The sequence below is a fragment of the Streptomyces sp. NPDC054813 genome, assembly GCF_053611365.1.
In genome coordinates, this window is the sequence record NZ_JBSHAF010000003.1 from 23941 (window position 1) to 48838 (window position 24898).

General features: G+C 71.3%; 25 protein-coding genes. 11 read left to right on the forward strand and 14 right to left on the reverse strand.

Annotated features, from left to right (window positions below):
- Positions 1 to 48: 48 nt before the first annotated feature.
- Together ACWGJB_RS06115 and ACWGJB_RS06120 are read right to left on the reverse strand one after the other, a co-directional pair.
- Positions 49 to 822 (reverse strand): DUF4253 domain-containing protein, encoded by a 774-nt coding sequence (locus ACWGJB_RS06115; protein WP_453379064.1) that lies wholly within the window; start codon positions 820 to 822, stop codon positions 49 to 51.
- 60 nt (positions 823 to 882) lie between these two features.
- Complete coding sequence (locus tag ACWGJB_RS06120) at positions 883 to 1383, reverse strand: helix-turn-helix domain-containing protein (protein WP_453379065.1); 501 nt, start codon at positions 1381 to 1383, stop codon at positions 883 to 885.
- A gap of 221 nt (positions 1384 to 1604) precedes the next feature.
- Here ACWGJB_RS06120 and ACWGJB_RS06125 point away from each other — a divergent pair, with 221 nt between their 5' ends.
- Positions 1605 to 2054 (forward strand): peptidoglycan-binding domain-containing protein, encoded by a 450-nt coding sequence (locus ACWGJB_RS06125; RefSeq protein WP_453379066.1) that lies wholly within the window; start codon positions 1605 to 1607, stop codon positions 2052 to 2054.
- 38 nt (positions 2055 to 2092) lie between these two features.
- Here the strand turns inward: ACWGJB_RS06125 and argS are convergent, their stop codons facing one another.
- A complete protein-coding gene (argS, locus tag ACWGJB_RS06130) occupies positions 2093 to 3850 on the reverse strand; it encodes an arginine--tRNA ligase (protein ID WP_453379067.1) in 1758 nt (585 codons plus the stop codon).
- A gap of 277 nt (positions 3851 to 4127) precedes the next feature.
- Between argS and lysS the strand changes: the two genes are divergently transcribed.
- Positions 4128 to 5870: a lysine--tRNA ligase gene (lysS, locus tag ACWGJB_RS06135; RefSeq protein WP_453379068.1), complete on the forward strand. Its 1743-nt coding sequence runs from the start codon at positions 4128 to 4130 to the stop codon at positions 5868 to 5870.
- A 99-nt stretch (positions 5871 to 5969) separates the two neighbouring features.
- Here the strand turns inward: lysS and ACWGJB_RS06140 are convergent, their stop codons facing one another.
- From ACWGJB_RS06140 to ACWGJB_RS06150, 3 genes are all read right to left on the reverse strand, one after another.
- Complete coding sequence (locus tag ACWGJB_RS06140; protein WP_453379457.1) at positions 5970 to 7370, reverse strand: DUF2637 domain-containing protein; 1401 nt, start codon at positions 7368 to 7370, stop codon at positions 5970 to 5972.
- A gap of 99 nt (positions 7371 to 7469) precedes the next feature.
- Positions 7470 to 8384: a DUF3558 domain-containing protein gene (locus ACWGJB_RS06145; RefSeq protein WP_453379069.1), complete on the reverse strand. Its 915-nt coding sequence runs from the start codon at positions 8382 to 8384 to the stop codon at positions 7470 to 7472.
- 117 nt (positions 8385 to 8501) lie between these two features.
- On the reverse strand, positions 8502 to 9368 hold the full coding sequence (locus ACWGJB_RS06150) for a DUF3558 domain-containing protein (protein ID WP_453379070.1): 867 nt from the start codon (positions 9366 to 9368) through the stop codon (positions 8502 to 8504).
- Positions 9369 to 9596: 228 nt separating this feature from the next.
- On the opposite strand from ACWGJB_RS06150, the gene ACWGJB_RS06155 reads away from it, so the two are divergent.
- Positions 9597 to 10790: an RtcB family protein gene (locus ACWGJB_RS06155; protein WP_453379071.1), complete on the forward strand. Its 1194-nt coding sequence runs from the start codon at positions 9597 to 9599 to the stop codon at positions 10788 to 10790.
- A gap of 147 nt (positions 10791 to 10937) precedes the next feature.
- Here ACWGJB_RS06155 and ACWGJB_RS06160 read toward each other — a convergent pair whose 3' ends face one another.
- The 3 genes from ACWGJB_RS06160 to ACWGJB_RS06170 are packed head-to-tail and all read right to left on the reverse strand — an operon-like array spanning position 10938 to position 12279.
- Positions 10938 to 11114, reverse strand: a complete 177-nt coding sequence (locus ACWGJB_RS06160; RefSeq protein ID WP_453379072.1) for a hypothetical protein — start codon at positions 11112 to 11114, stop codon at positions 10938 to 10940.
- Entirely contained in the window at positions 11114 to 11887 is a 774-nt protein-coding gene (locus tag ACWGJB_RS06165) for an SDR family NAD(P)-dependent oxidoreductase (protein WP_453379073.1), read from the reverse strand. Before ACWGJB_RS06165 ends, ACWGJB_RS06160 begins: the two co-directional genes overlap by 1 nt.
- 53 nt (positions 11888 to 11940) lie before the next feature.
- Positions 11941 to 12279 carry a YnfA family protein gene (locus ACWGJB_RS06170; protein WP_403433500.1) on the reverse strand — a complete coding sequence of 113 codons (339 nt, stop codon included), beginning with the start codon at positions 12277 to 12279 and terminating at the stop codon, positions 11941 to 11943.
- Positions 12280 to 12405: 126 nt separating this feature from the next.
- On the opposite strand from ACWGJB_RS06170, the gene ACWGJB_RS06175 reads away from it, so the two are divergent.
- Positions 12406 to 12876 (forward strand): hypothetical protein, encoded by a 471-nt coding sequence (locus ACWGJB_RS06175; RefSeq protein ID WP_453379074.1) that lies wholly within the window; start codon positions 12406 to 12408, stop codon positions 12874 to 12876.
- A 34-nt stretch (positions 12877 to 12910) separates the two neighbouring features.
- Here the strand turns inward: ACWGJB_RS06175 and ACWGJB_RS06180 are convergent, their stop codons facing one another.
- A complete protein-coding gene (locus ACWGJB_RS06180; protein WP_453379075.1) occupies positions 12911 to 13591 on the reverse strand; it encodes a thaumatin family protein in 681 nt (226 codons plus the stop codon).
- 43 nt (positions 13592 to 13634) lie between these two features.
- Here ACWGJB_RS06180 and ACWGJB_RS06185 point away from each other — a divergent pair, with 43 nt between their 5' ends.
- The 7 genes from ACWGJB_RS06185 (at position 13635) to ACWGJB_RS06215 (ending at position 20355) form a co-directional block, all read left to right on the forward strand.
- Positions 13635 to 13826 (forward strand): hypothetical protein, encoded by a 192-nt coding sequence (locus ACWGJB_RS06185; protein ID WP_453379076.1) that lies wholly within the window; start codon positions 13635 to 13637, stop codon positions 13824 to 13826.
- A gap of 355 nt (positions 13827 to 14181) precedes the next feature.
- On the forward strand, positions 14182 to 15714 hold the full coding sequence (locus ACWGJB_RS06190) for a sigma-70 family RNA polymerase sigma factor (RefSeq protein ID WP_453379077.1): 1533 nt from the start codon (positions 14182 to 14184) through the stop codon (positions 15712 to 15714).
- 222 nt (positions 15715 to 15936) lie between these two features.
- A complete protein-coding gene (locus tag ACWGJB_RS06195) occupies positions 15937 to 16086 on the forward strand; it encodes a hypothetical protein (RefSeq protein ID WP_453379078.1) in 150 nt (49 codons plus the stop codon).
- Positions 16087 to 16183: 97 nt separating this feature from the next.
- Entirely contained in the window at positions 16184 to 17305 is a 1122-nt protein-coding gene (locus ACWGJB_RS06200; protein WP_453379079.1) for an LLM class flavin-dependent oxidoreductase, read from the forward strand.
- On the forward strand, positions 17302 to 17898 hold the full coding sequence (locus ACWGJB_RS06205) for an FMN reductase (RefSeq protein WP_453379080.1): 597 nt from the start codon (positions 17302 to 17304) through the stop codon (positions 17896 to 17898). The genes ACWGJB_RS06200 and ACWGJB_RS06205 overlap by 4 nt, the downstream gene beginning before the upstream one ends.
- Before the next feature lie 270 nt (positions 17899 to 18168).
- Complete coding sequence (locus tag ACWGJB_RS06210) at positions 18169 to 18903, forward strand: response regulator transcription factor (RefSeq protein ID WP_453379081.1); 735 nt, start codon at positions 18169 to 18171, stop codon at positions 18901 to 18903.
- The gene (locus ACWGJB_RS06215; protein WP_453379082.1) at positions 18904 to 20355 is read left to right on the forward strand and encodes a HAMP domain-containing sensor histidine kinase; all 1452 of its coding nucleotides are present in this window, start codon (positions 18904 to 18906) and stop codon (positions 20353 to 20355) included.
- 139 nt (positions 20356 to 20494) lie between these two features.
- Here ACWGJB_RS06215 and ACWGJB_RS06220 read toward each other — a convergent pair whose 3' ends face one another.
- The 4 genes from ACWGJB_RS06220 to ACWGJB_RS06235 form a co-directional block, all read right to left on the reverse strand.
- Complete coding sequence (locus ACWGJB_RS06220; RefSeq protein WP_453379083.1) at positions 20495 to 22294, reverse strand: phosphatidylglycerol lysyltransferase domain-containing protein; 1800 nt, start codon at positions 22292 to 22294, stop codon at positions 20495 to 20497.
- Positions 22295 to 22478: 184 nt separating this feature from the next.
- Positions 22479 to 22742, reverse strand: coding sequence for a hypothetical protein (locus ACWGJB_RS06225; RefSeq protein ID WP_453379084.1), 264 nt, complete (start codon positions 22740 to 22742; stop codon positions 22479 to 22481).
- Between the two features lie 295 nt (positions 22743 to 23037).
- Positions 23038 to 23910, reverse strand: coding sequence for a phosphate ABC transporter ATP-binding protein PstB (gene pstB / locus ACWGJB_RS06230; protein WP_453379085.1), 873 nt, complete (start codon positions 23908 to 23910; stop codon positions 23038 to 23040).
- A 14-nt stretch (positions 23911 to 23924) separates the two neighbouring features.
- A complete protein-coding gene (locus ACWGJB_RS06235; RefSeq protein WP_453379086.1) occupies positions 23925 to 24839 on the reverse strand; it encodes a sortase in 915 nt (304 codons plus the stop codon).
- Positions 24840 to 24898 lie beyond the last annotated feature (59 nt).

Genomic DNA, 24898 nt, shown 5'->3' on the forward strand with positions numbered 1-24898 from the left:
ACCGGATGTGCCCCACCGGGTCAGCCCCACCGGGTCAGTCGCACCGGGTCAGTCCCACCAGAAGTGCCACAGCCGCTCGCCGACCAGTTGCTCGGCGTACGAGGACAGGGTGTCGTCGGCGCCGGGCAGCACGCTGTACGGGCAGAACGCGAAGTGCTCGGCGGCCACCGCCTCCGCCTCGTCGAGGTCGGCGGGCGGGGCGGCCACGGAGACGGCGAGATGGTCCAGGCCGAGGGCCACCACCCGTATCCCGAAGCGGTCCTCCCAGGAGCGCAGCACCGCGCACAGCCGGGCCACGTCCTCCTCGTAGTTGACCGGCCCGCTCCAGCCGATCGCCGCCGGTATGTCCGCGCTGCGCCGGGCCGACACCAGCGCCAGATGCGGCTCCTTCAGCCAGGGCCGCCCCTGGCTCAGCGCGTCGGCGACGTCGGCGGCCCGCGCGTCCGGGTGGGCGACCAGCGTCGGGGCGAGGGCCAGCCCCGGCCACTCCGCGCCGTCCGGCGGGTCTTCCTCCCAGTAGTCCTCCAGCACCTCGTCGGCGTCGTGGTCCCCGGGGTACGACGTCTCCTCGGGCGCGAAGTCCCAGTCGTCGACCTCGGAGACGTCGATCAGCACCGGCAGCAGCCCCGCGCGGGCGGCCGGCGCACCCAGCGCCGTCCAGGTCCCGGGACCGGCGGGCTGCCCCGCGTACCACAGCAACGGCTGGTGCCACGGGCCGTCCAGGGTCTCGTCCAGCAGTGTCCCGGGCGGGAGTTGGAGCCCCAGGGACCGACCGCTCGGGTCGGTCGCCAGCTTGGGCAGCGGGTTGGGAAGAGTCGCCATGCCACAGACTGTAAGGGCGGCCACTGACAACGACGTTGGCGACCATGGGAAGCGGTCCCGTCACCCCCCGCCGTACCCCTGCGCCGCGACCACCTCCCGCAGCGCCAGACAGCGCCCCGCCGGTTCACCGGCCAGGGCGCACAGCTGCTCCACGGCCGCGCGCGGCGGCAGGGCACGGCCGCCCAGATAGCGCTGCCAGGACGACTTGCTGAACGTCGTCTTCGCCGCCAGCCCCGCCAGGCTCAGCCCGGTGCGGTCCCGTAACGCGCGCAGGGCGGCGGGCACCGCCTCCGCGCCGCCGCCCCGGGCCGCGACCTCGTGCAGCGCGAGCAGCCCCACCGGATCGCCGCCGCCGAGCCGGGCCAGTGCTGCCACTGCCTCCGGGGGCGGCAGCGAACGGCCCGCCAGATAGCGCTCCCAGGACTTCGGGCTGTACCCGGTGTGCGACGCCAGCCGGTGCAGACTCAGCCCGCTGCGCTCCTTCAGCCGGCGCAACCGGAAGATCAACTGCCGTAAGCACGGCTCCAGTTCGACAGGCAGCGCTTTCCCGTGCCGCGACATGACCCCCCGATCGTCGCCCCTGTCCGGCTGACGGATCGGGGCCGGTGCCCGTATGAGTCCGCGGTGGCCGTCCTGTCGTACCGCCGCGGCGGACGGCTTCCGCGCAGGTCAACGGGTACGGCGTCCCGCCCGGCCGTCACTTGTGGGGGAGGTGTGGCTTCCGCCGTCGTCGGGCCCGCACGCTCGTGTCGATCTGTTCTCGCGACCGGAAAGAGGAACGCATGCGATCGAACGTTGTGGCCAGGACCCTCGTCAGTGTCGCCGCCGTGGCGGGGCTCGCCGCCGGAAGCCTGGCGGCCGCGGGCACGAGTTTCGCGGCCTCGCAGCCGGCCGCCAAGGCGGCGGCGAGTTCCCGGACCGCCGGCATCCAGGCGGTGAACAACCTCGGCCTGGACACCGCCCACGCCGCGAACTGGCAGTGCTGGATGGCGAGGTGGGGCTACAGCCCCGGCACGATCGACGGGCAGTTGGGCACCAACAGCTGGAAGGCGGCCCAGCAGATGTTCAACGACCAGGGCCTCGGCGCCGGTACCGTCGACGGGGTCGTCGGACCGAACACGATCAGGGCGCTGCAGCGCTACCTGAACCAGTACGGCTACAACCTCGACGTCGACGGCGTCGCGGGACCGGCGACCAAGGCCGCGTTCTGGGACTTCAACGCCTACTGCTGAGCCGCCCGGACGGCCCGGGCGGTTTCAGGCTTCAGGCTTCAGAGCCGCTCGGGCGTCCGGATCCCCAGCAGGGCCATGCCCTGGTGGAGGGTGCGGGCCGTCATGTCGCACATGAGGAGGCGGTTCTCCACCTGGGCCGGGGTGTCGGCCTTCAGGACCGGGCACTTGTCGTAGAACGACGTGTACAGCGACGCCAGCTGGTACAGGTAAGCGGCCAGCTTGTGCGGGGCGTACTCCGCCGCGGCCTCGAAGACCGTGTCGCCGAACGCGTCCAGGTGCAGGCCCAGCGCCCGCTCCGCCGTGTGCAGTTCCAGCTCCGGGTGCGCGGCGGGCCGGACGTCCCCCGCCTTGCGGAGGATCGACTGGATACGGGCGTACGCGTACTGGAGGTAGACGCTCGTGTCGCCGTTCAGGGAGACCATCTGGTCCAGGTCGAACTTGTAGTCCCGGCTGGGCGACGTCGACAGGTCCGCGTACTTCACGGCGCCGATGCCGACCTGCTGGGCCCGCTCCTGGATCTCCGCCTCGGTGAGGTCCTGCGCCTTCTCCCGGACCACGCCGGCGGCCCGCTGCACCGCCTCGTCCAGCAGGTCCTCCAGCCGTACGGTCTCGCCCTCACGCGTCTTGAACGGCTTGCCGTCCGCGCCCAGCACCGTGCCGTAGCCCATGTTGTGCGCGGTGACGTCGTCGGTGAGCCAGCCGGCCCGCCGTGCCGCCTCGAAGACCATCTTGAAGTGCAGCGACTGACGCACGTCCACGACGTAGAGCAGCGAGGTGGCGTGCAGGTCGGTGACCCGGTTGCGGATCGCCGTCAGGTCCGAGGCCGCGTAGCCGAAGCCGCCGTCCGCCTTCTGCACGATCAGCGGGACCGGCTGGTCGTCCTTGCCCCGGATCTCGTCGAAGAAGACCACGAGCGCGCCCTCGGAACGGACCGCGACACCCATCTCCTCCAGGAGCCGGGCGGTCTCGGGCATGCCGTCGTTGTACGCCGACTCGCCGACGATCTCGTCGTCCCGGATCTCCATGTCGAGCTTCTCGAAGACCGAGTAGAAGTAGACCTTCGACTCGTCCACGAACCGCTGCCACAGGTCCAGCGTCTCCTTGTCGCCGGACTGGAGGGCGACCACCCGCTTGCGGGCCCGCTCCTTGAAGCTCTCGTCCGCGTCGAAGACCGCCCGGGAGGCCTTGTAGACCCGGTTCAGGTTCGACATGGCCTGCTCGCCGTCCGTGTCGGTCTCCGCGGACAGCTCGTCCGGGTTCTCGATCAGGTACTGGATGAGCATGCCGAACTGGGTGCCCCAGTCGCCGATGTGGTGCCGGCCGATCGTCCGCTCGCCGGTGAAGTCGAGCATGCCGCGCAGGGCGTCGCCGATCACCGCGGACCGCAGGTGGCCGACGTGCATCTCCTTGGCGACGTTCGGCTGGGCGTAGTCGACGACCGTGATGCCGGGGTTCTCCTTGGCCGCCACGCCGAGCCGGTCGCCGTCCGCGTACCGCGCGGCCAGGTTCTCGGTGATCGCCTTGTCGGAGAGGGTGACGTTGAGGAAGCCGGGGCCGGAGACCTCGACGTCCTTGATCAGGTCCGCGCCGGTGACGACGTGGGAGACGACCTGGGTCGCCAGCTCCCGGGGGTTGGCCTTGGCCTTCTTGGCGAGGGCGAGGATGCCGTTCGCCTGGAAGTCGGCCCGGTCACTGCGTCGCAGCAGCGGGTCGACGGCGGCCTCCGGCAGGGTTGCCGAGAGGGCGTCCGCGAGACGCTGATTGACGAGATCGGTGAGCGACGTGACCGAGGCCATGGGGTGGGAGCCGTTCTCCTCGTGGGTGCGGATGGACGGGACCAGTATTTCACGGGGGGTAAAGGGGTTTTTGCGGCTACGAGCTCGGGGGTGTGTGGTGGGTGGCCGGGTGCGGCGCCGCGGGGGTCGGTCGCGCAGTTCCCCGCGCCCCCATAGGCGGCTGCGCCGCCTTGGGGTGCGCTTGTGTAAAGGCGTTTTCGTGGATGCCGTAGTGCCTGGGACAATGGAGCGGTCAGCCGTGCGACCGTACCGGCTGTCCCATGCCAGAAAGAAGGACGTGCCGATCGTGGCTCAGAGCACCGAGACCACCGACTGGGTCTCCCGTTTCGCGGATGAGGTCATCGAGGAGTCGGAGCGTCGGGCCCCGGGCAAACCGGTCGTCGTCGCGTCCGGGCTCTCCCCGTCCGGCCCCATCCACCTGGGGAACCTGCGCGAGGTCATGACCCCGCACCTGGTCGCGGACGAGGTCCGGCGGCGCGGGCACCAGGTCCGGCACCTGATCTCCTGGGACGACTACGACCGGTACCGCAAGGTGCCGGCCGGCATCGCGGGCGTCGACGGGTCCTGGGCCGAGCACATCGGCAAGCCGCTCACCTCGGTGCCCGCCCCGCAGGGGTCCGCGTACCCGAACTGGGCCGAGCACTTCAAGGCCGCGATGGTCGAGTCGCTGGCCGAGCTGGGCGTGGAGTTCGACGGGATCAGCCAGACCGCCCAGTACACCTCCGGGGTGTACCGGGAGCAGATCCTGCACGCCATGAAGCACCGCGGTGACATCGACGCGATCCTCGACCAGTACCGGACCAGGAAGGCCCCCGCGAAGAAGCAGCAGCAGAAGGCCGTCGACGAGGCCGAGCTGGAGGCCGAGGAGGGCTCGGGCGCGGCGAACGAGGACGACGGTTCCGCGGGCTCCGCCGGGTACTTCCCGTACAAGCCGTACTGCGGCGGCTGCGGCAAGGACCTGACGACGGTCACCGCGTACGACGACGACACCACCGAGCTGACGTACGTCTGCACCGAGTGCGCCTTCACCGAGACCGTCCGGCTGAGCGAGTTCAACCGGGGCAAGCTGGTCTGGAAGGTCGACTGGCCGATGCGCTGGGCGTACGAGGGCGTCGTCTTCGAGCCGAGCGGTGTCGACCACTCGTCGCCGGGGTCGAGCTTCCAGGTGGGCGGGCAGATCGTCGGGATCTTCGGCGGGCAGCAGCCCATCGGGCCGATGTACGCGTTCGTGGGCATCAGCGGGATGGCGAAGATGTCGTCCTCGCGCGGTGGCGTGCCCACGCCCGCCGACGCGCTGAAGATCATGGAGCCGCAGCTCCTGCGCTGGCTCTACGCCCGCCGCCGGCCCAACCAGTCCTTCAAGATCGCCTTCGACCAGGAGATCCAGCGGCTCTACGACGAGTGGGACAAGCTCGACGCCAAGGTGGGCGAGGGCGCCGCGCTGCCCGCCGACGTCGCCGCGCACGCGCGTGCGGTGGGTACGGCCGCCGGTGAGCTGCCGCGGACCCCGCGGCCGCTGCCGTACCGGACGCTGGCGTCGGTCGCCGACATCACCGCCGGGCACGAGGACCAGGCACTGCGGATCCTCAGCGAACTGGACCCGGCCAACCCGCTGGGATCGCTGGACGAGGCACGGCCGCGGTACGACAAGGCCGAGGCCTGGATCAACACCCAGGTACCGGCCGACCAGCGCACCATCGTGCGGGACGAGCCGGACGCCGAACTGCTGAAGTCCCTCGACGAGGCGACCCAGCAGTCGGTACGGCTGCTGCTCGACGGGCTCGCCGAGCACTGGTCGCTGGACGGACTGACGCACCTCGTGTACGGCGTGCCCAAGGTGCAGGCCGGGTTCCCCGCCGACGCGACGGCCAAGGAGCTGCCGGCCGAGATCAAGACCGCCCAGCGGACGTTCTTCGCCCTGCTGTACCACCTGCTGGTGGGGCGCGACACCGGGCCCCGGCTGCCCACGCTGCTGCTCGCCGTGGGGCAGGAGCGGGTGCGGCGGCTGCTCGGCGAGTAGGCCGGCATGAAGGCGTGACGGCATGACGAAGGGGCCCTCCGACCGGAGGGCCCCTTCGTCATGCCGTCACGCCTTCAATTCCCCATGCCGTCGTGCGTCCTACGCGATGTGGTCTTCCTGCAGCTCCGCCGTGTGGCGGTTGGTGAAGCGGTTGACCATGCGTTCCGCGTCACGTTGCGCGAGCGTGATGCCGTAGGTCGCGTCCACGTCGCCCCGGAACTGGCTCGAACTGGGGTAGCCGCCGTCTATCGACTTCTTGAAGACCAGGTAGAAGTCTTCCTCGGTCGGCTCCGGAGAGCCACCGCCCTCGCCGAGTTCACGGGTGCGGCCCGGGCCGGAGGGGATGGGGAAGCTGCCGGTCGTCTCCGACGGGGACTCCTCGGGCAGGCCCTGCTGCTCTGGCGGGAACTGCTCCTCCGCGAACTGCTCCTCCGCGAACTGCGCGGGCGGGAACTGCTGTTGCTGCCGGAGCAGTTCCTGCTGGTACTGGTCCTGCTGGTACTGCTGCTGTGCCTGCCAGGCCGCCGCGTACTGCTCCTCGGTGTACTGGGGCTCGAACGTCGGGTCGTAGTCGCCGTGGTACTCGATCTGCTGGGGGTCCCTCGCGTGCAGCCAGGGGTTCAGCTGAGGGTCGGGCGCATATGCGGGCTGCCCGGCGTTGGGGGCGCGGACCAGCTCGGGGCGCTGCTCGCCGGGAGGTGCCGCCTGCTGCGGGACGGGCGCCGCCGCAGCGGCACGACTGCCCGCGGCCGAGTCGGGAGCGAGAGCGGGCGCGGCGGCTGCCGGAACGGGGTCGGGGACAGCCGCGGGCGGCGGAGCCGGCAGGAGCGCCGGCAGGTCTATGCCCGCCGCAGCCAGGCCCTCCGGAGCCGTCTGGGCCAGGGGGACGCCGTAGCGGGCCAGCCTCAGGGGCATCAGGGACTCCACCGGGGCCTTGCGGCGCCATGCCCTGCCGAAGCGGGAGCGCAGTCTCGCCTGGTAGACGAGACGTTCCTGCTCCAGCTTGATGACCTGGTCGTAGGAGCGCAGCTCCCACAGCTTCATCCGGCGCCAGAGGAGGAACGTGGGCACCGGGGAGAGCAGCCACCGGGTGAGGCGGACCCCCTCCATGTGCTTGTCCGCCGTGATGTCCGCGATCCGGCCGATCGCGTGGCGGGCGGCCTCGACGGCGACCACGAACAGGACCGGGATCACCGCGTGCATGCCGACGCCCAGCGGGTCCGGCCAGGCCGCCGCGCCGTTGAAGGCGATCGTCGCGACGGTCAGCAGCCAGGCCGTCTGCCGCAGCAGCGGGAAGGGGATGCGGATCCAGGTCAGCAGCAGGTCCAGGGCGAGCAGGACGCAGATGCCCGCGTCGATGCCGATCGGGAAGACATAGGCGAAGTTCCCGAAGCCCTTCTTGATGGCCAGCTCTCGGACGGCCGCGTACGAGCCGGCGAAGCCGATGCCGGCGATGATCATCGCGCCGGTCACGACCACACCGATGAGAACGCGGTGCATCCGAGTCAGCTGTATTCGCTCGGCCACCCGTACTCCCCTCCCCTTGCGTGTTGTTGCGCGCAACAGGGTGGCACATCAGTGCGGCGCGCGTGTTGCCGGTCAGCCCTTCTTGGTTGACGACTTGGAGGGCGACGCACTGGCGGAGGGCGACTTGGAGGCCTGCTTCGAGGGCGTCGCCGCAGGTGAACTCGGAGCCGTGGCCGAGCCGTTGGCCGTCGCGACCGAGGCCACCGCCTCCTTGGCGGCCTTCTCCGCGGACTTCGCGAGAGTGCCCGCGTCGGGGGTCTTCTCGCCGGCCAGACCCGCGCCGTTGTAGTCGACGGTGACGACCACGTTCGCGACCCGGGCCACGACCGTCTGCTGCCGGAAGGCGCCTTCCTTCTTCTTCAGGTCGTAGTGCACGACGGTCGCCTGGTCACCGGTCCCGGTCACCGGCTCCGACTTGGTGTTCTTGGCGCCGGTCACGGACTGCGCCTCCTGCCACTGGCTCGCGTAGTAGGCCTCGGCCTGCTTCTCGCCGGAGCCGCGGCTGGTGTCCGAGTCGAAGCGGAGGAAGGAGATGTTGAGCCAGCGGAACTGCGAGCCCTTGACGCCGTTGTTGTCCAGGCTGCTCCAGGAGCAACTGCCCCGCGTGGCCACATCGTCGGAAGCGCCCTCCTTGCCCGACTTCGCACCCTTCGGCACGAGTGCGGTGAGCGTCTTCTTCGACAGCACCGCACACGGCTCCGGCAGCTTCCGGTACTTGGCTGCCTGGACGGTCGGCGAAGCGGCGGTGCCGGTGCCGGAGCCGGAGTCGGTGGGAGCGGTGGCCGGGTTGGAGCCGCCGCCCGTCTCCTTCGCGGCGTCGTCGGAGCCCGAGGAACAGGCCGCCGCGAACAGCGCCACGGCGGGGACGACGGCCGCACAGACGAGGCCGCGGCGCAGGCGCCCTGCCCGTCGCTGTGCGTTCCGCTCGTTCCGGTCGCGCTGGTCGTCTGGCTGGACTGCTACTCGCTGCATGGTTCCTTCACTCATACGTTCGGGGTTCCTGCGGTCGGATCGGGTCCGAGGGGCCACGGTACGCGGTGAGGGAGCTGTGCGGATTCGGTTCGCGGGCTTTGCGGGCGGGGCGCGGAGGGCGTGCCCGGGTGCTCAGCTGTTGAGGGCCTCGGCCAGCTGCGCGGCCAGATTCTGGGCCCTGTCCTGCAGTTCCTTGCTGTCCGGGACGGTCCCGGTGGCCATCGGCTGCTCCTCGTACTCGATGGTCACCACGACGTTGGACGTGCGGAACACCACAGTCACCGTGCGCTGTTCGGCCGTCGAACCGGAGCCGCTGAGCTGGTCGTCGAGATACGCCTCGTCGCCGAGGTCGGCGAGGGTGCGGGGCTGGAGGTCGGCCGGGGGGGTCGAGGCGGACGCCGAGGCGGACGCCGAGGTGGAGGGGCTGGTGGAGTCCGAGGAGGACGCGGACGGGGACGGTGTCCCGGACGCCGACCCCGAAGGTGATCCGGACGGTGATCCGGACGGCGACCCGGAGGAGGACTCCGACTCGGTGGCGCTCGGGGGTGCGGACTCGGGGATGTCGGCCGCCGACTCCCGCTGCGTGTAGATCGTCTGCGCCTCGCTGTCGTCGCTGACCGCGTTGTCGTAGGAGACCACGCGCTCGAAGTCGACGGAGAGCCGGTCCGTGGCGTCGGTGGACTCGACCTTCCAGTGGCAGCCGACCTTGCGGTCCGTGTCGTAGGTGAGCGTGGCCTCGCCCGCGTACGCCTTGTCGCGCTGCTCCTCGTCGGTGATCTGGGCGATGCCCGGGAGCAGGGAGTCGAGGGTGTTCTGGCTCACCGCGCCGCAGGGCTCGGGGAGGGAGCGGTACTTGCCGGGCTGGGCGGCGACGGTGGAGGTGCCGGTGTCCGCGTTCTTGTCGCTGATGTCGTCGCCACCGCTGGAACCGCTCGTGCAGCCGGCCAGCAGAGCCGCGAGGAGGGCGGCGGTGCCGGTTACGTACGCCTTCCGCTGCACGGTCAGGCTCCCTTCCGTTCACTGGGTCGCTCGGTCCTGCTCCAGTGTCCCCGCTGGTTAATCGCTTGCCGCAGCGGGGCGCCCCCTGGAGACAATGTGTACCGCACGCACTGCCGTGAACGCCGGTCCCAAGTCTGATTTCGGTGGCCTTGGCGCCGCATTTGCGTTATGCCTTCATTAAGTCTTTTGTCCTTTTTGTTTGACTGTCCGCGGGGGAATGAGGAAGTTATGTCGTACGTGGAGATGCCGGGCGCGAAGGTGCCGATCCGGATGTGGACGGACCCGGCCGCCGTCGAGGAGGTGGCGCTCCAGCAGCTGCGCAACGTCGCGACCCTGCCGTGGATCAAGGGCCTGGCGGTCATGCCGGACGTCCACTACGGGAAGGGCGCCACGGTCGGGTCGGTCATCGCCATGCAGGGGGCCGTGTGCCCGGCGGCGGTCGGCGTCGACATCGGCTGCGGCATGTCGGCGGTGAAGACGTCACTGACCGCCAACGACCTGCCCGGGGACCTGTCCCGGCTGCGGTCGAAGATCGAGCAGGCGATTCCGGTGGGGCGCGGGATGCATGACGATCCGGTCGAGCCGGGGGACTTCCACGGGCTGGCGACGGCCGGGTGGGGGGAGTTCTGGGGGCGGTTCGACGGGGTTGCCGATGCGGTCAAATTCCGCCAGGGGCGGGCGCATCAGCAGATGGGAACGCTCGGATCCGGAAATCATTTTGTCGAAGTGTGCACGGATACGACCGGTTCTGTTTGGTTGATGCTGCACTCCGGTTCCCGGAACATCGGCAAGGAACTCGCCGAGCACCACATCGGCGTGGCCCAGAACCTTCCGCACAACCAGGGCCTGGTCGACCGTGACCTCGCCGTCTTTGTCGCGGACACCCCGCAGATGGCGGCCTACGAGCACGATCTCTACTGGGCTCAGGAATATGCGAAATACAACCGCTCGCTCATGATGGCGCTTCTCAAGGACGTGATCCGCAAGGAGTTCAAGAAGGCCAAGGTCACCTTCGAACCTGAAGTCAGCTGCCACCACAACTACGTGAGTCGCGAGCGGTACGAAGGCATGGACCTGCTCGTGACCCGCAAGGGTGCGATCAGTGCCCAGGCCGGGGAGTACGGCATCATTCCCGGCTCCATGGGCACCGGGTCGTACATCGTGAAGGGCCTCGGCAACGAGAAGTCCTTCAACTCCGCTTCACACGGCGCGGGCCGGCGCATGAGCCGGAACGCGGCCAAGCGGCGCTTCTCGACCAAGGACCTGGAGGAGCAGACGCGGGGCGTGGAGTGCCGCAAGGACTCCGGTGTCGTGGACGAGATCCCGGGCGCGTACAAGTCCATCGACCAGGTCATCGACCAGCAGCGGGACCTCGTGGAGGTAGTGGCGAAGCTCAAGCAGGTTGTCTGTGTCAAGGGATGACCTGCGGACCGCAGCGCAGAGCCCCGGTCGATGAGACCGGGGCTCTGCGCTGCACGCGGTGTGGCTCCGTGGTCGTCATTCCTGGGGTGGATGTTCGTGCGGCGATCGGGTGATCGCTGAGGTTCGCCCGTGTGGGTTATCCGGCGCTCACTTCGCGTGATGGACCGCGTAGATCATCACGAAGGCGAGGAAGTGGATGCCGAAGAGGAAGTAGGCCAGGAAGTACCAGACCTGGCGTTCGTTCCTGGTCTCCTGCTTCAGGCGGCTTTCCTCCAGTTGCCTGTCCAGGGCGGCCGCGGGGTCCTCGTCCGGACGGTCCTGCATCACAGGTCCCGGTGGACCTTGGAGTTGGAGGCCTGGGCGCGGGGGCGTACCACCAGGAGATCGATGTTGACGTGGCTGGGACGGGTCACCGTCCAGGTGATCGTGTCCGCCACGTCCTCGGCCGTCAGGGGCTCGGCGACGCCCTGGTAGACCTTGGCCGCCTTCTCCTCGTCGCCGCCGAAGCGGGTCAGCGCGAACTCGTCCGTCTTCACCATGCCGGGGGCGATCTCGATGACCCGGACCGGCTTGCCGACGATCTCCAGGCGGAGCGTCTCGGCGAGGACATGGGCGCCGTGCTTGGCGGCGACATAGCCGCCGCCGCCCTCGTAGGTGCCGTGGCCTGCGGTGGAGGAGACGACGACCACCGTGCCGTCGCCGCTCGCCTCCAGCCCGGGCAGCAGCGCCTGGGTGAGGTTGAGGGTGCCGATGACGTTCGTCTCGTACATCGTGCGCCAGTCGGCCGGGTCGCCGGTGGCCACCGGGTCGGCGCCGAGGGCTCCGCCGGCGTTGTTCACGAGGACGGCGATCGTCTTGAAGGCGGTCGCGAACTCGTCCACGGCCGCGCGGTCCGTCACGTCCAGCGGGTAGGCGGTCGCCTGGTGGCCGGCCTCGTTGATCTCCTTGGCCAGCGCCTCGATACGGTCCTCGCGGCGGGCGGTGAGGACCACGCGGTAACCGGCGGCGGCGAGCTTTCGGGCGGTGGCGGCGCCGATTCCGCTGCTCGCACCGGTGACGACGGCGATGCGGGAGGCGGCGGACGGTGCGGTGGCCATGCGGTGCTCCTGATGCTCGGTGGGCGGTCGGCTTCCTCCAGCGTAGGTGAGGGTCAGCCGCCGTTCCTCGGTGCCCACATGATCAGCGCCATGCCTGCCAGGCATACCGCCGCGCCCGTGAGGTCCCAGCGGTCCGGGCGGTAGCCGTCGGCCACCACGCCCCACAGGATCGAGCCCGCGACGAAGATTCCGCCGTATGCCGCCAGGATGCGGCCGAAGTGGGCGTCCGGCTGGAACGTGGCCACGAAGCCGTAGGCGCCGAGGGACAGGATGCCGCCGGCGATCCAGAGCCAGCCCCGGTGCTCCCGTACGCCCTGCCAGACCAGCCAGGCGCCGCCGATCTCGAAGAACGCGGCGACGACGAAGAGGGCGGCGGAGCGGAGGATGAGCATGCCCGCAGCCTGCCATGCCGTCCGGCTGTCACCTGTTGGAGGGCGCCTGCGGCAGGGTATGGGTGGCATACATCCGTACGAACGCCGGAGACGGACGGGACGGACAGCACGGACGGGACGGGTGGCATGGCGATGCGTCGTTACGGGCTTGCGGTGGTCGGGGCGGTTGCGGTGGGCGCGCTGGTGGTCGGGGCGGGCGGTGCCGCGTGGGCCGGGGACGCCGATCTGGAGGTGCACGGGTCGGTCGTGATGACCGGGGACCTGGTGGAGGTCCGGGTGACCCCGCGCAACCTCGGGCCGGAGGACGTCTCCGACGCGACCGTGCGGTTGAGCTGGTCGGCGGCGCTGGCGGACGCGCAGAGGCTGCCGGCCGCCTGTGCCCGCTCCGGCGACCGGGAGGTGGTGTGCGGTACCGGGCCGCTCGCCGTCGGCCTGCCCGGCGAGCAGCTGGTGGTTCCGGTACGGCTGCGGGCGCAGCCGGCGGAGGTGACGCTGGAGGTCGACGTGGCGTGGGGCGGAGGCGCGGTGGACCACGACCGTACGAACGACCGGCAGCGGGTGCTGGTGCTGGCGACCGGGGACCCGTACGCCTTCTGAGGACGCCTTCCAAGGACGCGTTGCGACCGGAACGCTAGGTCGTCCCGAAGGTCACCCGGTAGTAGCAGGCGCCCTTGCAGGGCATGGTCGCCGCGTCGTCGAAGGCGTACGAGTAGGCGTACGGCGCGGCCCGTTTGAAGACCTGGGTGTAGTCGACGGGCCATTTGGCGGGGACGCAGTGGTCGCGGCCCGCCCAGGCGCCGCGGCAGCAGTACGTGTCGCCGCCGAACGCCGCGCACGGCGGCTTGCAGCCGATCTCCCGGCCGCCGGAGAGGGCCTGCATCGCCTTGGGGCAGTCGATCTCCGTGGTGCAGACGCCCCGGTAGCAGCCGGAGTCGCTGACCGGATCGGTGGTCGTGGAGTGGGAGATGTTGATGTACATGGGCAGGTTGGCGCCGTCGACCATGCTGACGTCGTAGAAGTCCATGCCCGCGTACGCGTCGAAGGTGAACTCGCCCAGGGTGGTGGGCGGGTTGGCGCCGGTGCAGACGCTGGTGCAGTCGCCGGAGGCGCAGGGGCCGGCGGCGGTGCCGGTGCATCCGGTACGGCCCCAGATGCGGCCGCCCCAGTTGTTGGCCACGGTCAGTGAGAGGCTCTGTCCGGGGGCGAGCCTGCGGCCCGCCGGGTAGACGGAGGTGTTGGTGACGACCGCCCAGACCGGTTGCGCGGTCCGGTTGACGACCGTGATCAGACGCCGGCCGGCCGGGGCCGACACCGGGGCCCGCTGTTGCGGCGCGGTGGCCGGCTTCCGGGCGGTCGTGGCCGACGGCTTGGCCGAGCGGGACGAGGACGAGGACGGCGACGGGGACGCGGAGGGCGACGGGGACGCGCTGTGGCCGGCGGAAGGGGCGGGCGAGGTGGCCGTCGGTGCGGAGGGGTCGGCTGCGGTCGTCCGGCGGTCCACCGTGCTCGCGGTGTCGGTTCCGGGTGACTGTGTCCACGCGCCGTAGGTGATCAGTACGGTTGCCGCCGTAGCGAGGGCGGCGGCCGCGGAGGCGTACCACCAGCGGCGTCGCGGTGGTCTCGCGCCGTGTCTTCTGCGTCCTCGTGCCATCCTCGGGCCTTCCTCGGGCGGTGCCGGATGTGTTGCCTGCCTCTCGGAGACCTCGTGCACGGCGGCCGTACAACATAAATTGCGGACCCGAACAGGTTTCGACGTCGGCCCGCCGGTTTTCTGTTGTCCCCGTGCGTCTCGGGGGGTCTCCGTTCCAAGAGCCGGTCCCACAGCCGGTCCCACAGCCGGTCCCACAGCCGGTCCAAGAGTCGGCCTCACAGCCGGATCCCTGCGCGGAGGAACAGACCCACATGATCGAGAACCATCGGAGGGGGCCCGACCCCGGCCTGGTGACGGCCGCACGCGCGGGTGACGGGCGGGCCCTGGAGCAGCTGGTGGCCCACTGCCTGCCGCTGGTCTACAACATCGTCGGCCGGGCCCTGAACGGCCACGCCGACGTCGACGACGTCGTACAGGAGACGCTGTTGCGCATGGTGCGGGGGCTGCCGAAGCTGCGGGATCCGTCGGCGTTCCGGTCCTGGCTGGTCGCGATCACGATCCGGCAGGTACGGAACCGGGAGAGCCTGCGGGCCACCGACCGCGACCGCCGGGCGCAGCTGGAGGACGCGGAGGTGCTGGCCGACCCCGACCTGGACTTCGCCGGCCTGACCATCCTGCGGCTGGGCCTGACCGAACAGCGCCGGGAGACCGCCGAGGCGACGCGCTGGCTCGATCCGGACGACCAGGAGCTGCTGTCCCTGTGGTGGCTGGAGGAGACCGGTGAGCTGGAGCGCGCCGACCTCGCCGGTGCGCTGGGGCTGTCCGACCGGCATGCCGCCGTACGGGTGCAGCGCATGAAGAAGCAGATGGAGGTCTCGCGGTGCGTGGTGCGCGGGCTGGGCGCCGATCCGCGCTGTGCCCGGCTGGACGAGATCGCCGCGCCGTGGGACGGCCTGCCGAGCCCCCTGTGGCGTAAGCGGTTCGGCCGTCACATACGTGGCTGTAGCGAGTGCGCGGGCCTGGAGCGGGGGCTGTTGCCGATGGACCGACTGCTGAGCGGTCTGCCGTTGCTGGCGGTGCCGGCCAGTCTTGATCCGGCGCGGGTGCTCGCCCACGTCACGGCGGCCTCCGGTACTCCGGGTACGTCCGGTACTTCGGCGCTGGCCGCGAGCGGGGCGAGCTGGTACTACACCTGGAACACCCAGCACCAGGGCGTGACGACCCCGGGCGCGGCCTCCTTCGTGCCGATGATCTGGGGCGCCGCCTCCGTCACCGACGCGTCGCTCGCGCAGGCCCGTGCGCAGGGGCCGTACCTGCTGGGGTTCAACGAGCCCGACATGGCGCAGCAGTCGAACATGACGGTCGAGCAGGCGCTGCAGCTGTGGCCCAGGCTGATGGGGGCCGGCAAGGTGCTGGGCAGCCCGGCGGTGGCGTACGGCGCGGACACGGCCGGCGGCTGGCTGGACCGGTTCATGTCCGGGGCGAAGGCGAAGGGGTACCGGGTCGACTTCATCACGCTGCACTGGTACGGCGGCGACTTCCGCACCCCGCAGGCCGTGCAGCAGCTGACCTCGTATCTGGCCTCGGTGTACGAGCGATACCACAAGCCGATCTGGCTCACCGAGTACGCGCTGATCGACTTCTCGCAGGGGACGCGTTTCCCGTCCGCGCAGCAGCAGGCGGACTTCGTCACCGCGTCCGCGAAGGCGCTGGACGCGCTGCCGTACCTCCAGCGTTACGCGTGGTTCGGGCTCGGCGCCGACCCGTCGAAGCCGAGCAGCGGGCTGTTCACGAACGGTACGGCGGCCACGGCGGCGGGCCGGGCCTTCCAGTCGGCGCGCTGAGCGGAGGGGCCGGTGCGACCGCCGTGCCGCGGTGGGCACCGGCCCCCTCGGGGTCATGGGCTCACGCCCCAGGTGACGCGGTCGCGGGAGGAGCCGCCGTAACTGTTGATCCACATCGGCGGGTTGTCGCCCTCGACCAGGCTGACGTCGCCATGGTCCGGTCGGCCTGGGGATCGGGCGCGGGCCACCGGGCAGCGGGAGCCGTCGGCCGACCCGGCGGTGGTGGCGGAGCTTGCGGGGCAGGTCGCGGGGCCGGCGCCGGCCGCGCGGGCGATGGGGATGTTCGGGGAGCCGGTGGCGGTGGCGGAGGCGGCTCCGGAGTTCGAGCGGCTGCTGGGGGTGACCGGGCGGGACCCGGCATGGAAGGCGTAGGGCAGCGGCGTACGGACGGGGCGCGGGGAATACCGGCGGGTGGGGTCTCGTTCTCTGGGTATAGTTGAACCGTAAACAACCTGGAGGGTGAGCGAGCATGCAGTTCGGGATCTTCACGGTCGGCGATGTCACGCCGGACCCCACGACGGGTCGGACGCCGAGCGAGCGGGAGCGCATCAAGGCGATGGTCGCGATCGCGCTGAAGGCCGAGGAGGTCGGGCTGGACGTCTTCGCGACCGGTGAGCACCACAACCCGCCGTTCGTGCCGTCGTCGCCGACCACCATGCTCGGTTACGTCGCCGCGCGCACGGAGAAGCTGATCCTCTCCACCTCCACCACCCTGATCACCACCAACGACCCGGTGAAGATCGCCGAGGACTTCGCGATGCTCCAGCACCTGGCCGACGGCCGGGTGGACCTGATGATGGGGCGCGGCAACACCGGCCCGGTCTACCCCTGGTTCGGCCAGGACATCCGGCAGGGCATCAACCTCGCCATCGAGAACTACGCCCTGCTGCACCGGCTGTGGCGCGAGGACGTCGTCAACTGGGAGGGCAAGTTCCGCACACCGCTGCAGGGCTTCACCTCCACCCCGAGGCCCCTGGACGGGATCGCCCCGTTCGTCTGGCACGGCTCGATCCGCTCGCCGGAGATAGCCGAGCAGGCCGCCTACTACGGTGACGGCTTCTTCCACAACAACATCTTCTGGCCCGCCGACCACACCAAGCGGATGGTCGAGCTGTACCGGGCCCGGTACGCCCACTACGGGCACGGCACGCCCGAGCAGGCGATCGTCGGTCTGGGCGGCCAGGTGTTCATGCGGCACAACTCGCAGGACGCGGTACGCGAGTTCCGGCCGTACTTCGACAACGCGCCGGTCTACGGCCACGGGCCCTCCCTGGAGGACTTCACCGACCAGACCCCGCTGACCGTCGGCACGCCCGAGCAGGTCATCGAGAAGACGCTGGCCTTCCGGGAGTACGCCGGTGACTACCAGCGCCAGCTGTTCCTGGTCGACCACGCGGGGCTGCCACTGAAGACGGTCCTGGAGCAGATCGACATGCTGGGTGAGGAGGTCGTGCCGGTGCTGCGCAAGGAGTTCGCGAACGGCCGTCCGGCAGACGTCCCGGAGGCGCCCACGCACGCGTCGCTGCTCGCCGCGGCTGCTTCGGAGGCCTCGGGAGCTTCGGACGCGGAGAAGAAGGAGGTCGGGGCATGAAGCTCGTCGTCGTCTCGGCGGGACTGAGCGTGCCGTCGTCCACCCGGCTGCTGGCCGACCGGCTGGCGGCCGCGGTGGGCCGGCAGGCTGCCGGTGTCGAGATCGAGGTGGTGGAGCTGCGCGACCTCGCGGTCGAGATCGCGCACAACTTCACCAACGGCTTCCCCGGGCGCAGGCTGGCGGCCGCGCTGGAGGCGGTGGCCGAGGCGGACGGCGTGATCGCGGTCACGCCGGTGTTCACGGCCTCGTACAGCGGCCTGTTCAAGTCGTTTTTCGACGTCCTGGACAAGGAAGCGCTGGTGGGCAAGCCGGTGCTGATCGCGGCGACCGGGGGTACGGCCCGGCACTCGCTGGTGCTGGAGCACGCGCTGCGGCCGATGTTCGCGTACCTGCGGGCGGTGGTCGCACCGACGGGCGTCTACGCGGCGTCGGAGGACTGGGGCGCGGAGGGCCTGGAGGACCGGATCGAGCGGGCGGCGGGGGAACTGGCGGCGCTGATGACGGGCCTGACCGGTGCGCGTCCGGCGAAGCCGGAGGCTCTGCCGGTGGTGGTGCCGTTCGAGGAGCAGCTGGCGAGGCTGGCGGCGAGCTGAGGTCGGCCGGGGCGGGGGGTGTCGCTCAGCGGCGCCGGCAGGGTGCCGCTGCGCCCACCCGTGCCGCCCTGCGGCACGACTGCCCGCAGCTGTGTGGCTGACGGGGCTGTGTCGATTTGCGGCTCCGCCGCGTGGGCGCGACCAGCCCCCACCGGCGACAGCCAAAACTCGACGTCCGTTGCCTCCGTGACGGTGAGAGCCAGGTAAAAAGGGTGATCGTAGGCCCGCTCACCCCGGCCGAACCGCCGGAGGCCTTGGCAGACTGGGTGCGTGTCCCAGACTGTGCTGCTCGCCGAAGACGACCGCGCCATCCGCCACGCCCTGGAGCGGGCCCTCACCCTGGAGGGTTATGAGGTGACGGCGGTCGCGGACGGTGTGGAAGCCCTGGCGCACGCCCACCGTGTCCGGCCCGACGTCCTCGTCCTCGACGTGATGATGCCCGGCATCGACGGCCTCCAGGTCTGCCGCGTCCTGCGCGCCGGCGGCGACCGCACCCCCATCCTGATGCTGACCGCACTGGTCGAGACCGCCGACCGGATCGCGGGACTGGACGCCGGCGCCGACGACTACGTCGTCAAGCCCTTCGACGTCGAAGAGGTCTTCGCGCGGCTGCGGGCCCTGCTGCGGCGCACCTCCCCGGTCACCACCGGCGGCGGCTCGGGCGCCGCCGCCCCCGAACCCGGCCGGGAACCGCAGATCTCCGACCGGCAGGTCGAGGCGGCCGGCCTGCGGATGGACCTCCAGGCCCGCCGGGCCTGGCGCGGCCAGCGCGAGCTGGAGCTGACCCGCACCGAGTTCGAGCTCCTGGAACTGCTCGCCCGCAACGCCGGGATCGTCCTGGACCACTCCACGATCTACGACCGTATCTGGGGCTACGACTTCGGCCCCGGCTCCAAGAACCTCGCCGTCTACGTCGGCTACCTGCGCCGCAAGCTCGACGAGCCCGGCGCCCCGCAGCTGATCCACACCGTCCGGGGCGTGGGTTACGTGCTGCGGGAGGACTGAGTGGGCCGCCTCCAGCGGCTCCGGCGGGTGCTGGTCAGGCGTCGGCCCAGGCTCGTCTCCCTGCGCACCACCTTCGTCGTCTCCTTCGCGGCGGTCACCGCCGCCGTCACCATCGTCGTCGGCATCCTGTCGTACAACGCCGCCGCCCGGCTGGTCCGCGTCGACGAGCAGTCGGTGTTCACCCAGGTCGTCTCCGACGTCCAGGACGAGGTCAAGCAGGACCGGATGGTCCCGGAGGACTTCTTCTCCTCCTCCCGGCCGGGACACGACCTGGTCCGGTCGGTCCGCACCGACGTCCAGGTGCTCGGCGCGCGGGGCGAGATCGTCGACCACGGCAGCCCGGCGCTGCCCGTCACCGGCGCGGACCGGACGGCCGCCATGGCCGCGGCGGCCGGGACGACGGCCCAGCACAAGGACGTCCGGGTCGGCGACGACCTGTACCGGATCGCCACGGTGGCGCTCGGCGACGGCCGGGGCGCGGTGCAGGTGGCGCAGGAGTTCAGCGACACGGAGGACCTGCTGCAGGCGCTCCAGCAGCGGACGCTGGCGCTGATGGCGGCGGTGGTCGTGGCCGCGGGGCTGTTCGGCTGGTGGCTGGCCCGCCGGATCACCCGCCGGCTGGTGATCCTCACCTCCGCCGCGGAGGACGTGGCCCGGACCCGGCGGCTCGGCATCCAGGTCCCGGTGACGGGACTGGACGAGGTGGGCCGGCTGGGCAGGGCCTTCGACCGGATGCTGGGGCGGCTGGCCCAGTCGGAGGAGGACCAGCGGCGCCTGGTCCAGGACGCCGGCCACGAACTCCGCACCCCCCTGACCTCGCTGCGCACCAACATCTCCCTGCTCCGCCGTATCGACGAGCTGCCGCCCGCCACCCGCGAGGAACTCGTCGCGGACCTCGGCCAGGAGGCGCGTGAGCTGACCGACCTGGTCAACGAGCTGGTCGACCTCGCGGCCGGGCAGTCCGACATGGAGCCGCCGCAGCGCGTCGACCTGGCCGACATCGCGGAGGACGTCGCCGGGCTGGCCCGCCGCCGTACCGGCCGCGAGATCCTGCTGCGCGCCGCCGGTGACACGACCACCGACGGCCGCCCCGGCCTGCTCCAGCGGGCCGTCTCCAACCTCGTCGAGAACGCGGCGAAGTTCGACCGGGACGGCAAGGCGCCCATCGAGATCAACGTCACCGGCCCCGCCCGGCCGGGCACGGTCCGCGTCGAGATCCTCGACCGCGGCCCCGGTATCGCCGAGGGCGACCTGATCCGCATCTTCGACCGCTTCTACCGCGCCGCGGACGCCCGCTCCCTCCCCGGCTCCGGCCTCGGCCTCTCCATCGTCCGCGAGGTCGCGATGGCCCACGGCGGCGCCCCGTTCGCCTTCCGCCGAGCGGGCGGCGGCGCGGTGATCGGCTTCACGGTGGGCGGGGGGTTCGCGGGGGGCGGAACGCCGCGCGGGTGAACCGCCGCTTTCCGTCCCCCCGGCTACGGTCGGGCACCGGTCCCGAACTGCCTCGTCACGACCCCGAACCGTCTCGTCACGACCCCGAACCGTCTCGTCACGGTCCCGAACCGTCTCGTCACGGTCCCGAACCGTCTCGTCACGACCCCCAGGGAACCGTGAGGAAGCCCTCCGCCCGGGCGCTGGCCAAGCCGATCCGCGGGATGTCGCTGCTTCGCGCGAACAGCAGGTAGCGCGGTTCCCATATCGGGCGGTATTTCGCGTTCGCCCGGTACAGGGACTCGATCTGCCACCAGCGGGAAAAGAACGTCAGGGTCGCGTGCCAGAGGCGCAGGACCGGGCCGGCGCCGAGGCGGGAGCCGCGTTCGAAGACCGAGCGGAACATCGCGAAGTTCAGCGAGACGCGGTCCACCTTCAGGTCGGGTGCCTTGAGGAGGAGTTCCACGACCATGAACTCCATCAGGCCGTTCTCCGCGTCGCGGTCGCGGCGCATCAGGTCCAGGGAGAGGCCCTGTTCGCCCCAGGGGACGAAGCTGAGGAGGGCGCGGGGGACGTCGTCGGCGTCCCGGCACTCCAGCATGACGCAGCGGCCGTCCGCCGGGTCGCCCAGGCGGCCGAGCGCCATCGAGAAGCCGCGTTCCGTGGTGCCGTCGCGCCAGTGGTCGGCCCGGTCGATCAGCAGGGACATCTCGTCGGGCGGGATGTCCTCGTGGCGGCGGACGCGGACCGTGTAACCCGCCCGCCGGACGCGGTTGTGGGCCTGGCGGACCACGCGCATCGCGCGTCCTTCCAGGGTGAAGTCGGCGATGTCGACGATCGCCTCGTCGCCCAGTTCCAGGGCGTCCAAGCCGTGCCGGGCGTAGATCGTGCCCGCCTCCTCGCTCGCGCCCATGACCGCGGGGGTCCACGCGTGCTGCCGGGCCTCCGTCAGCCACGCGTCGATCGCGCCGGGCCATGCCTCCGGGTCGCCGATCGGGTCGCCCGAGGCCAGGCTGACACCGCCGACGACGCGATAGGTGACCGCCGCCTTGCCGGTGGGCGAGAAGATCGCCATCTTGTCGCGGCGCAGGGCGAAGTAGCCGAGGGAGTCGCGGGCGCCGTGCCGGTCCAGCAGACACCTCAGCTTCGACTCGTCCTCCGCGCTCAGCAGGCGGCGGCCGCGCGGGGAGCGGAAGCCGGCGTACAGGACCAGGCAGAAGGCGGCGGCGAGGAGGGCGTTGATGATGACGTCGGTCCAGCGCGGGGCGTGCACCGCGGTGACGTGGTCGGCGAGCGGGCCGACGCTGATGCCCCGCAGGAGCGTGTAGGCGATCTCGTCGGGGAGGGTGGCGCCGGGGAGCTTGTTCGTGGCGTGGACGAGGAGCGTGCCCAGGACGCCGGTGACGGCCACGCCGCCCACGCCCACCGCCAGCGCCAGTCTCGGGTTCGACGGGTCGCCGACCGCGTCGAACTCCCGGCGGCTGATCAGCAGCGCGGCCACGAAGAGGCCGGTGAGGGCGGCGGAGGCCCAGTTGAAGACGTGGGCGCGGTACTCGTGCTGGGTCAGGGCGAGGACGTAGAGGGCGAAGAGGGGGGTGGACAGGAGGATGTTGACCACCCACGCCGCTCGCTTGCGGCGGCGCATCACCAGCACGAAGAAGATGGCGAGGGCGGCCGAGACCAGGCCGGCCGTGGCCAGGTACGGGGTGAAGAACTGGCCGGAGTGGTGGGCGTGCTGCCGGTGGAGGTGCAGGGTGAGGCGGCCGTTGTTGTGCTCGTCGACCTCGTGCCGGAACGGCAGGGACATGACCGCCGCTATGTTCAGTACGGCGATCAGCCGCAGGTACCAGACGGTGGCGTCGGCGGCCCGCCTGCGGAGTGCGCCGCCGGGGGTGGCGGCGGGGGCGCGGCGGTCGGCGGACGCGCGCGCGGGGGTCAGGGTCGACTGCTGTGCGGGCATGGGGACCGGTCACCTTGGGGGACGGAAGCGGGGACGATGACGGAGGGAGCTGACCCTACAGTCAGTAGGGTAACGGCGGGAGTCGGCGGAGAGGCCGGCCGTGGTGCGGAAGCGGTGCGGAAAACGGTGTGAAAGAGGGCGACCCCCTCCTTACGGACGCCACTTCGTGCGGACGCTTTCGCTCTTACGGACACTCCCGCTCGGCCCGCCGTCGGGCCGCCAGCACCCACGCGAGGTTCCCGATCGCCGCCCCGGCCGCCACCGCCGCCACGATCACCCCGCCCGTCGCCAGCCCGTCGCTGAACAGGTGCGGGCGCCGGTCGAGGCTGTGCAGGCCGAAGCCGGACAGCTCGTACACGCCCACCGCCGCGACCAGCAGGCTCGCCACCAGCGCCGCCACCGTGGGGGCGAGGCTGCGCCGCGTCTCCTGTGTGTCCGTGCCCTGCATGAGTACCCCCGATGAGCTGACGAGCCGCCGTGGCCGATGGGGAACCTACAATACGTAGGGTCGGGAGGGCCTCAGGACGAGCGCATTCACATCAGCCTGGACACAGGGGGAGCACGCCCCCGCCGGTGTTCTCGGTCACAGCTTCCTGCCGTCGTGGTCCGCACGGGTGACGGCACGGCGTACGCGGGGCTGACGGCGCCGGACGAACCGGTGGTCGCCGCACCGGTACGGCGGGCCGCCGGGTCCCGTCCTCTGAGGACCCGGCGGCGATGGATCGTGCTGCTTCCGGCGGGGCTCAGCCGAACCGGCCCGCCACGTAGTCGGCCGTGCGCTGGTCCTGCGGGGAGTTGAAGACGGCGTCCGTGGCGCCGTGTTCGACGATGCCGCCCGGGGTGCCCTGCTCGGCCAGGAAGAACGCGCACTGCTGGGAGACGCGCGCCGCCTGCTGCATGTTGTGGGTGACGATCACGATCGTGACCTGGCCGGCCAGGTCGTGGATGGTCTCCTCCACGCGGCGGGTGGAGGTGGGGTCCAGGGCCGAGCACGGCTCGTCCATCAGCAGCACCCGGGGGCGGACCGCCAGCGCCCGCGCGATGCACAGGCGCTGCTGCTGGCCGCCGGAGAGGGCGCCGCCCGGCTGCCGGAGCCGGTCGCGGACCTCCTTCCACAGGCCCGCCCGGGTCAGGGACTCCTCGACCAGGTCGTCCTTCTCCCGGCGGTTCACCTTCGTGCCGGTCAGCTTGAGGCCGGCCACCACGTTGTCGTAGATCGACATCGCCGGGAACGGGTTCGGCTTCTGGAAGACCATGCCGATCCTGCGGCGCGCGTCGGTCAGCCGCCACGACGGGTTGTAGATGTCCTCGCCCTCGAAGAGCACCTCGCCGCCGAACTGCGCCGAGGGGATCATCTCGTGCATCCGGTTGAGGGTGCGCAGGAACGTCGACTTGCCGCAGCCGGACGGGCCGATGAGCGCGGTGACCTCGCCCGCGGGCATGGTCAGCGACACCCGGCTGAGCACCTGGTGGGAACCGAACCAGGCGGAGACGGCACGGGCTTCGAGGGTGGCGGGGGCGGGGCCGTCCACCACCGGGACGGCGGCGGGCAGTACGGCGGTGTCGGTCACGGCGGTGTCGGTCGCGGCAGTGTCGGTCGTCGCGGTCTCGGTCATCTCATTCACCTGGTTCACAGCAGATTCGGCAGCAGTTCGGTGGTCCGCGTCGCGACCTGGAGGCCGAGTACCGCGACGACCGGGGCGAAGACGATCCATGTCTGGTGGCGGCCCCAGCGGTGCCAGGCCCAGACGGCGGCCACGGCGGTGAGCAGCAGCGCCTGCAGCCACATCACCAGCGGCCACGGCACCCCGGAGGGGCGGGCGAGGGGCTCTTCGGAGGCCGGCAGGGTGCCGGCGCGGATCACGGCCGAGGGGGTCTGGAACGCCTCGGAGACCAGGTCGGCGTCGACGCGCAGGATGCCCGAGGGGGCGAACTTCGGGCCCGTCGCCGTGATCAGCACGAGGCGGCTCTTGCCGGCGGCGAGCGCGGTCGGTGCCGGGTCACCGGCCCGTCGTACGTCGATGACCTGGTAGTTCGCCTTGCCCTGGCCGGTGATCACGGTGAAGGTGTCGCCGCTGGTCAGCTCGGAGAGCCTGCCGAACGGGCCGCCGTACGCCGCCGCCCGGCCCATCAGCACGCTGGTGCCGGTCTGCCCGGGCATCGGGGTGTCCCGGCGGTGCCCGGGGCCGTCGGTCAGCACGGCGGAGTCGGTGCCCTCCAGGACGACCTGGCTCAGGCCCAGCTTCGGGATCTTGACGAGCGCGAGCGGAGTGCCCGGAGCCAGCAGCTTGCCGTCCTGACCGGTCTGGGCCACCGGGGCGGTGCCGAGGGCGAGTTGCTCGCGCAGCTGGTCGAAGTCGGCGTGCTGCGCGGCGTGCTGCTGGGCCCCGCTGACCACCAGCAGCTGCACGGTGATGCCGAGCAGCAGGGCGGCGAGGCTGAGCAGTCCGCCGCGCGAGAGGTGGCGGACGAAGGTGACGCTGCGGACGGGCCTGCGCGGCACGGCCGCAGCCAGAGCTTTCGGTGTCGGTACGGCGACGGTCACGGGGCCCGCCTCCTTCGGAAGACGCGTGCGGGGCCGCCGGGAGCCTTGCGGCTCCCGGC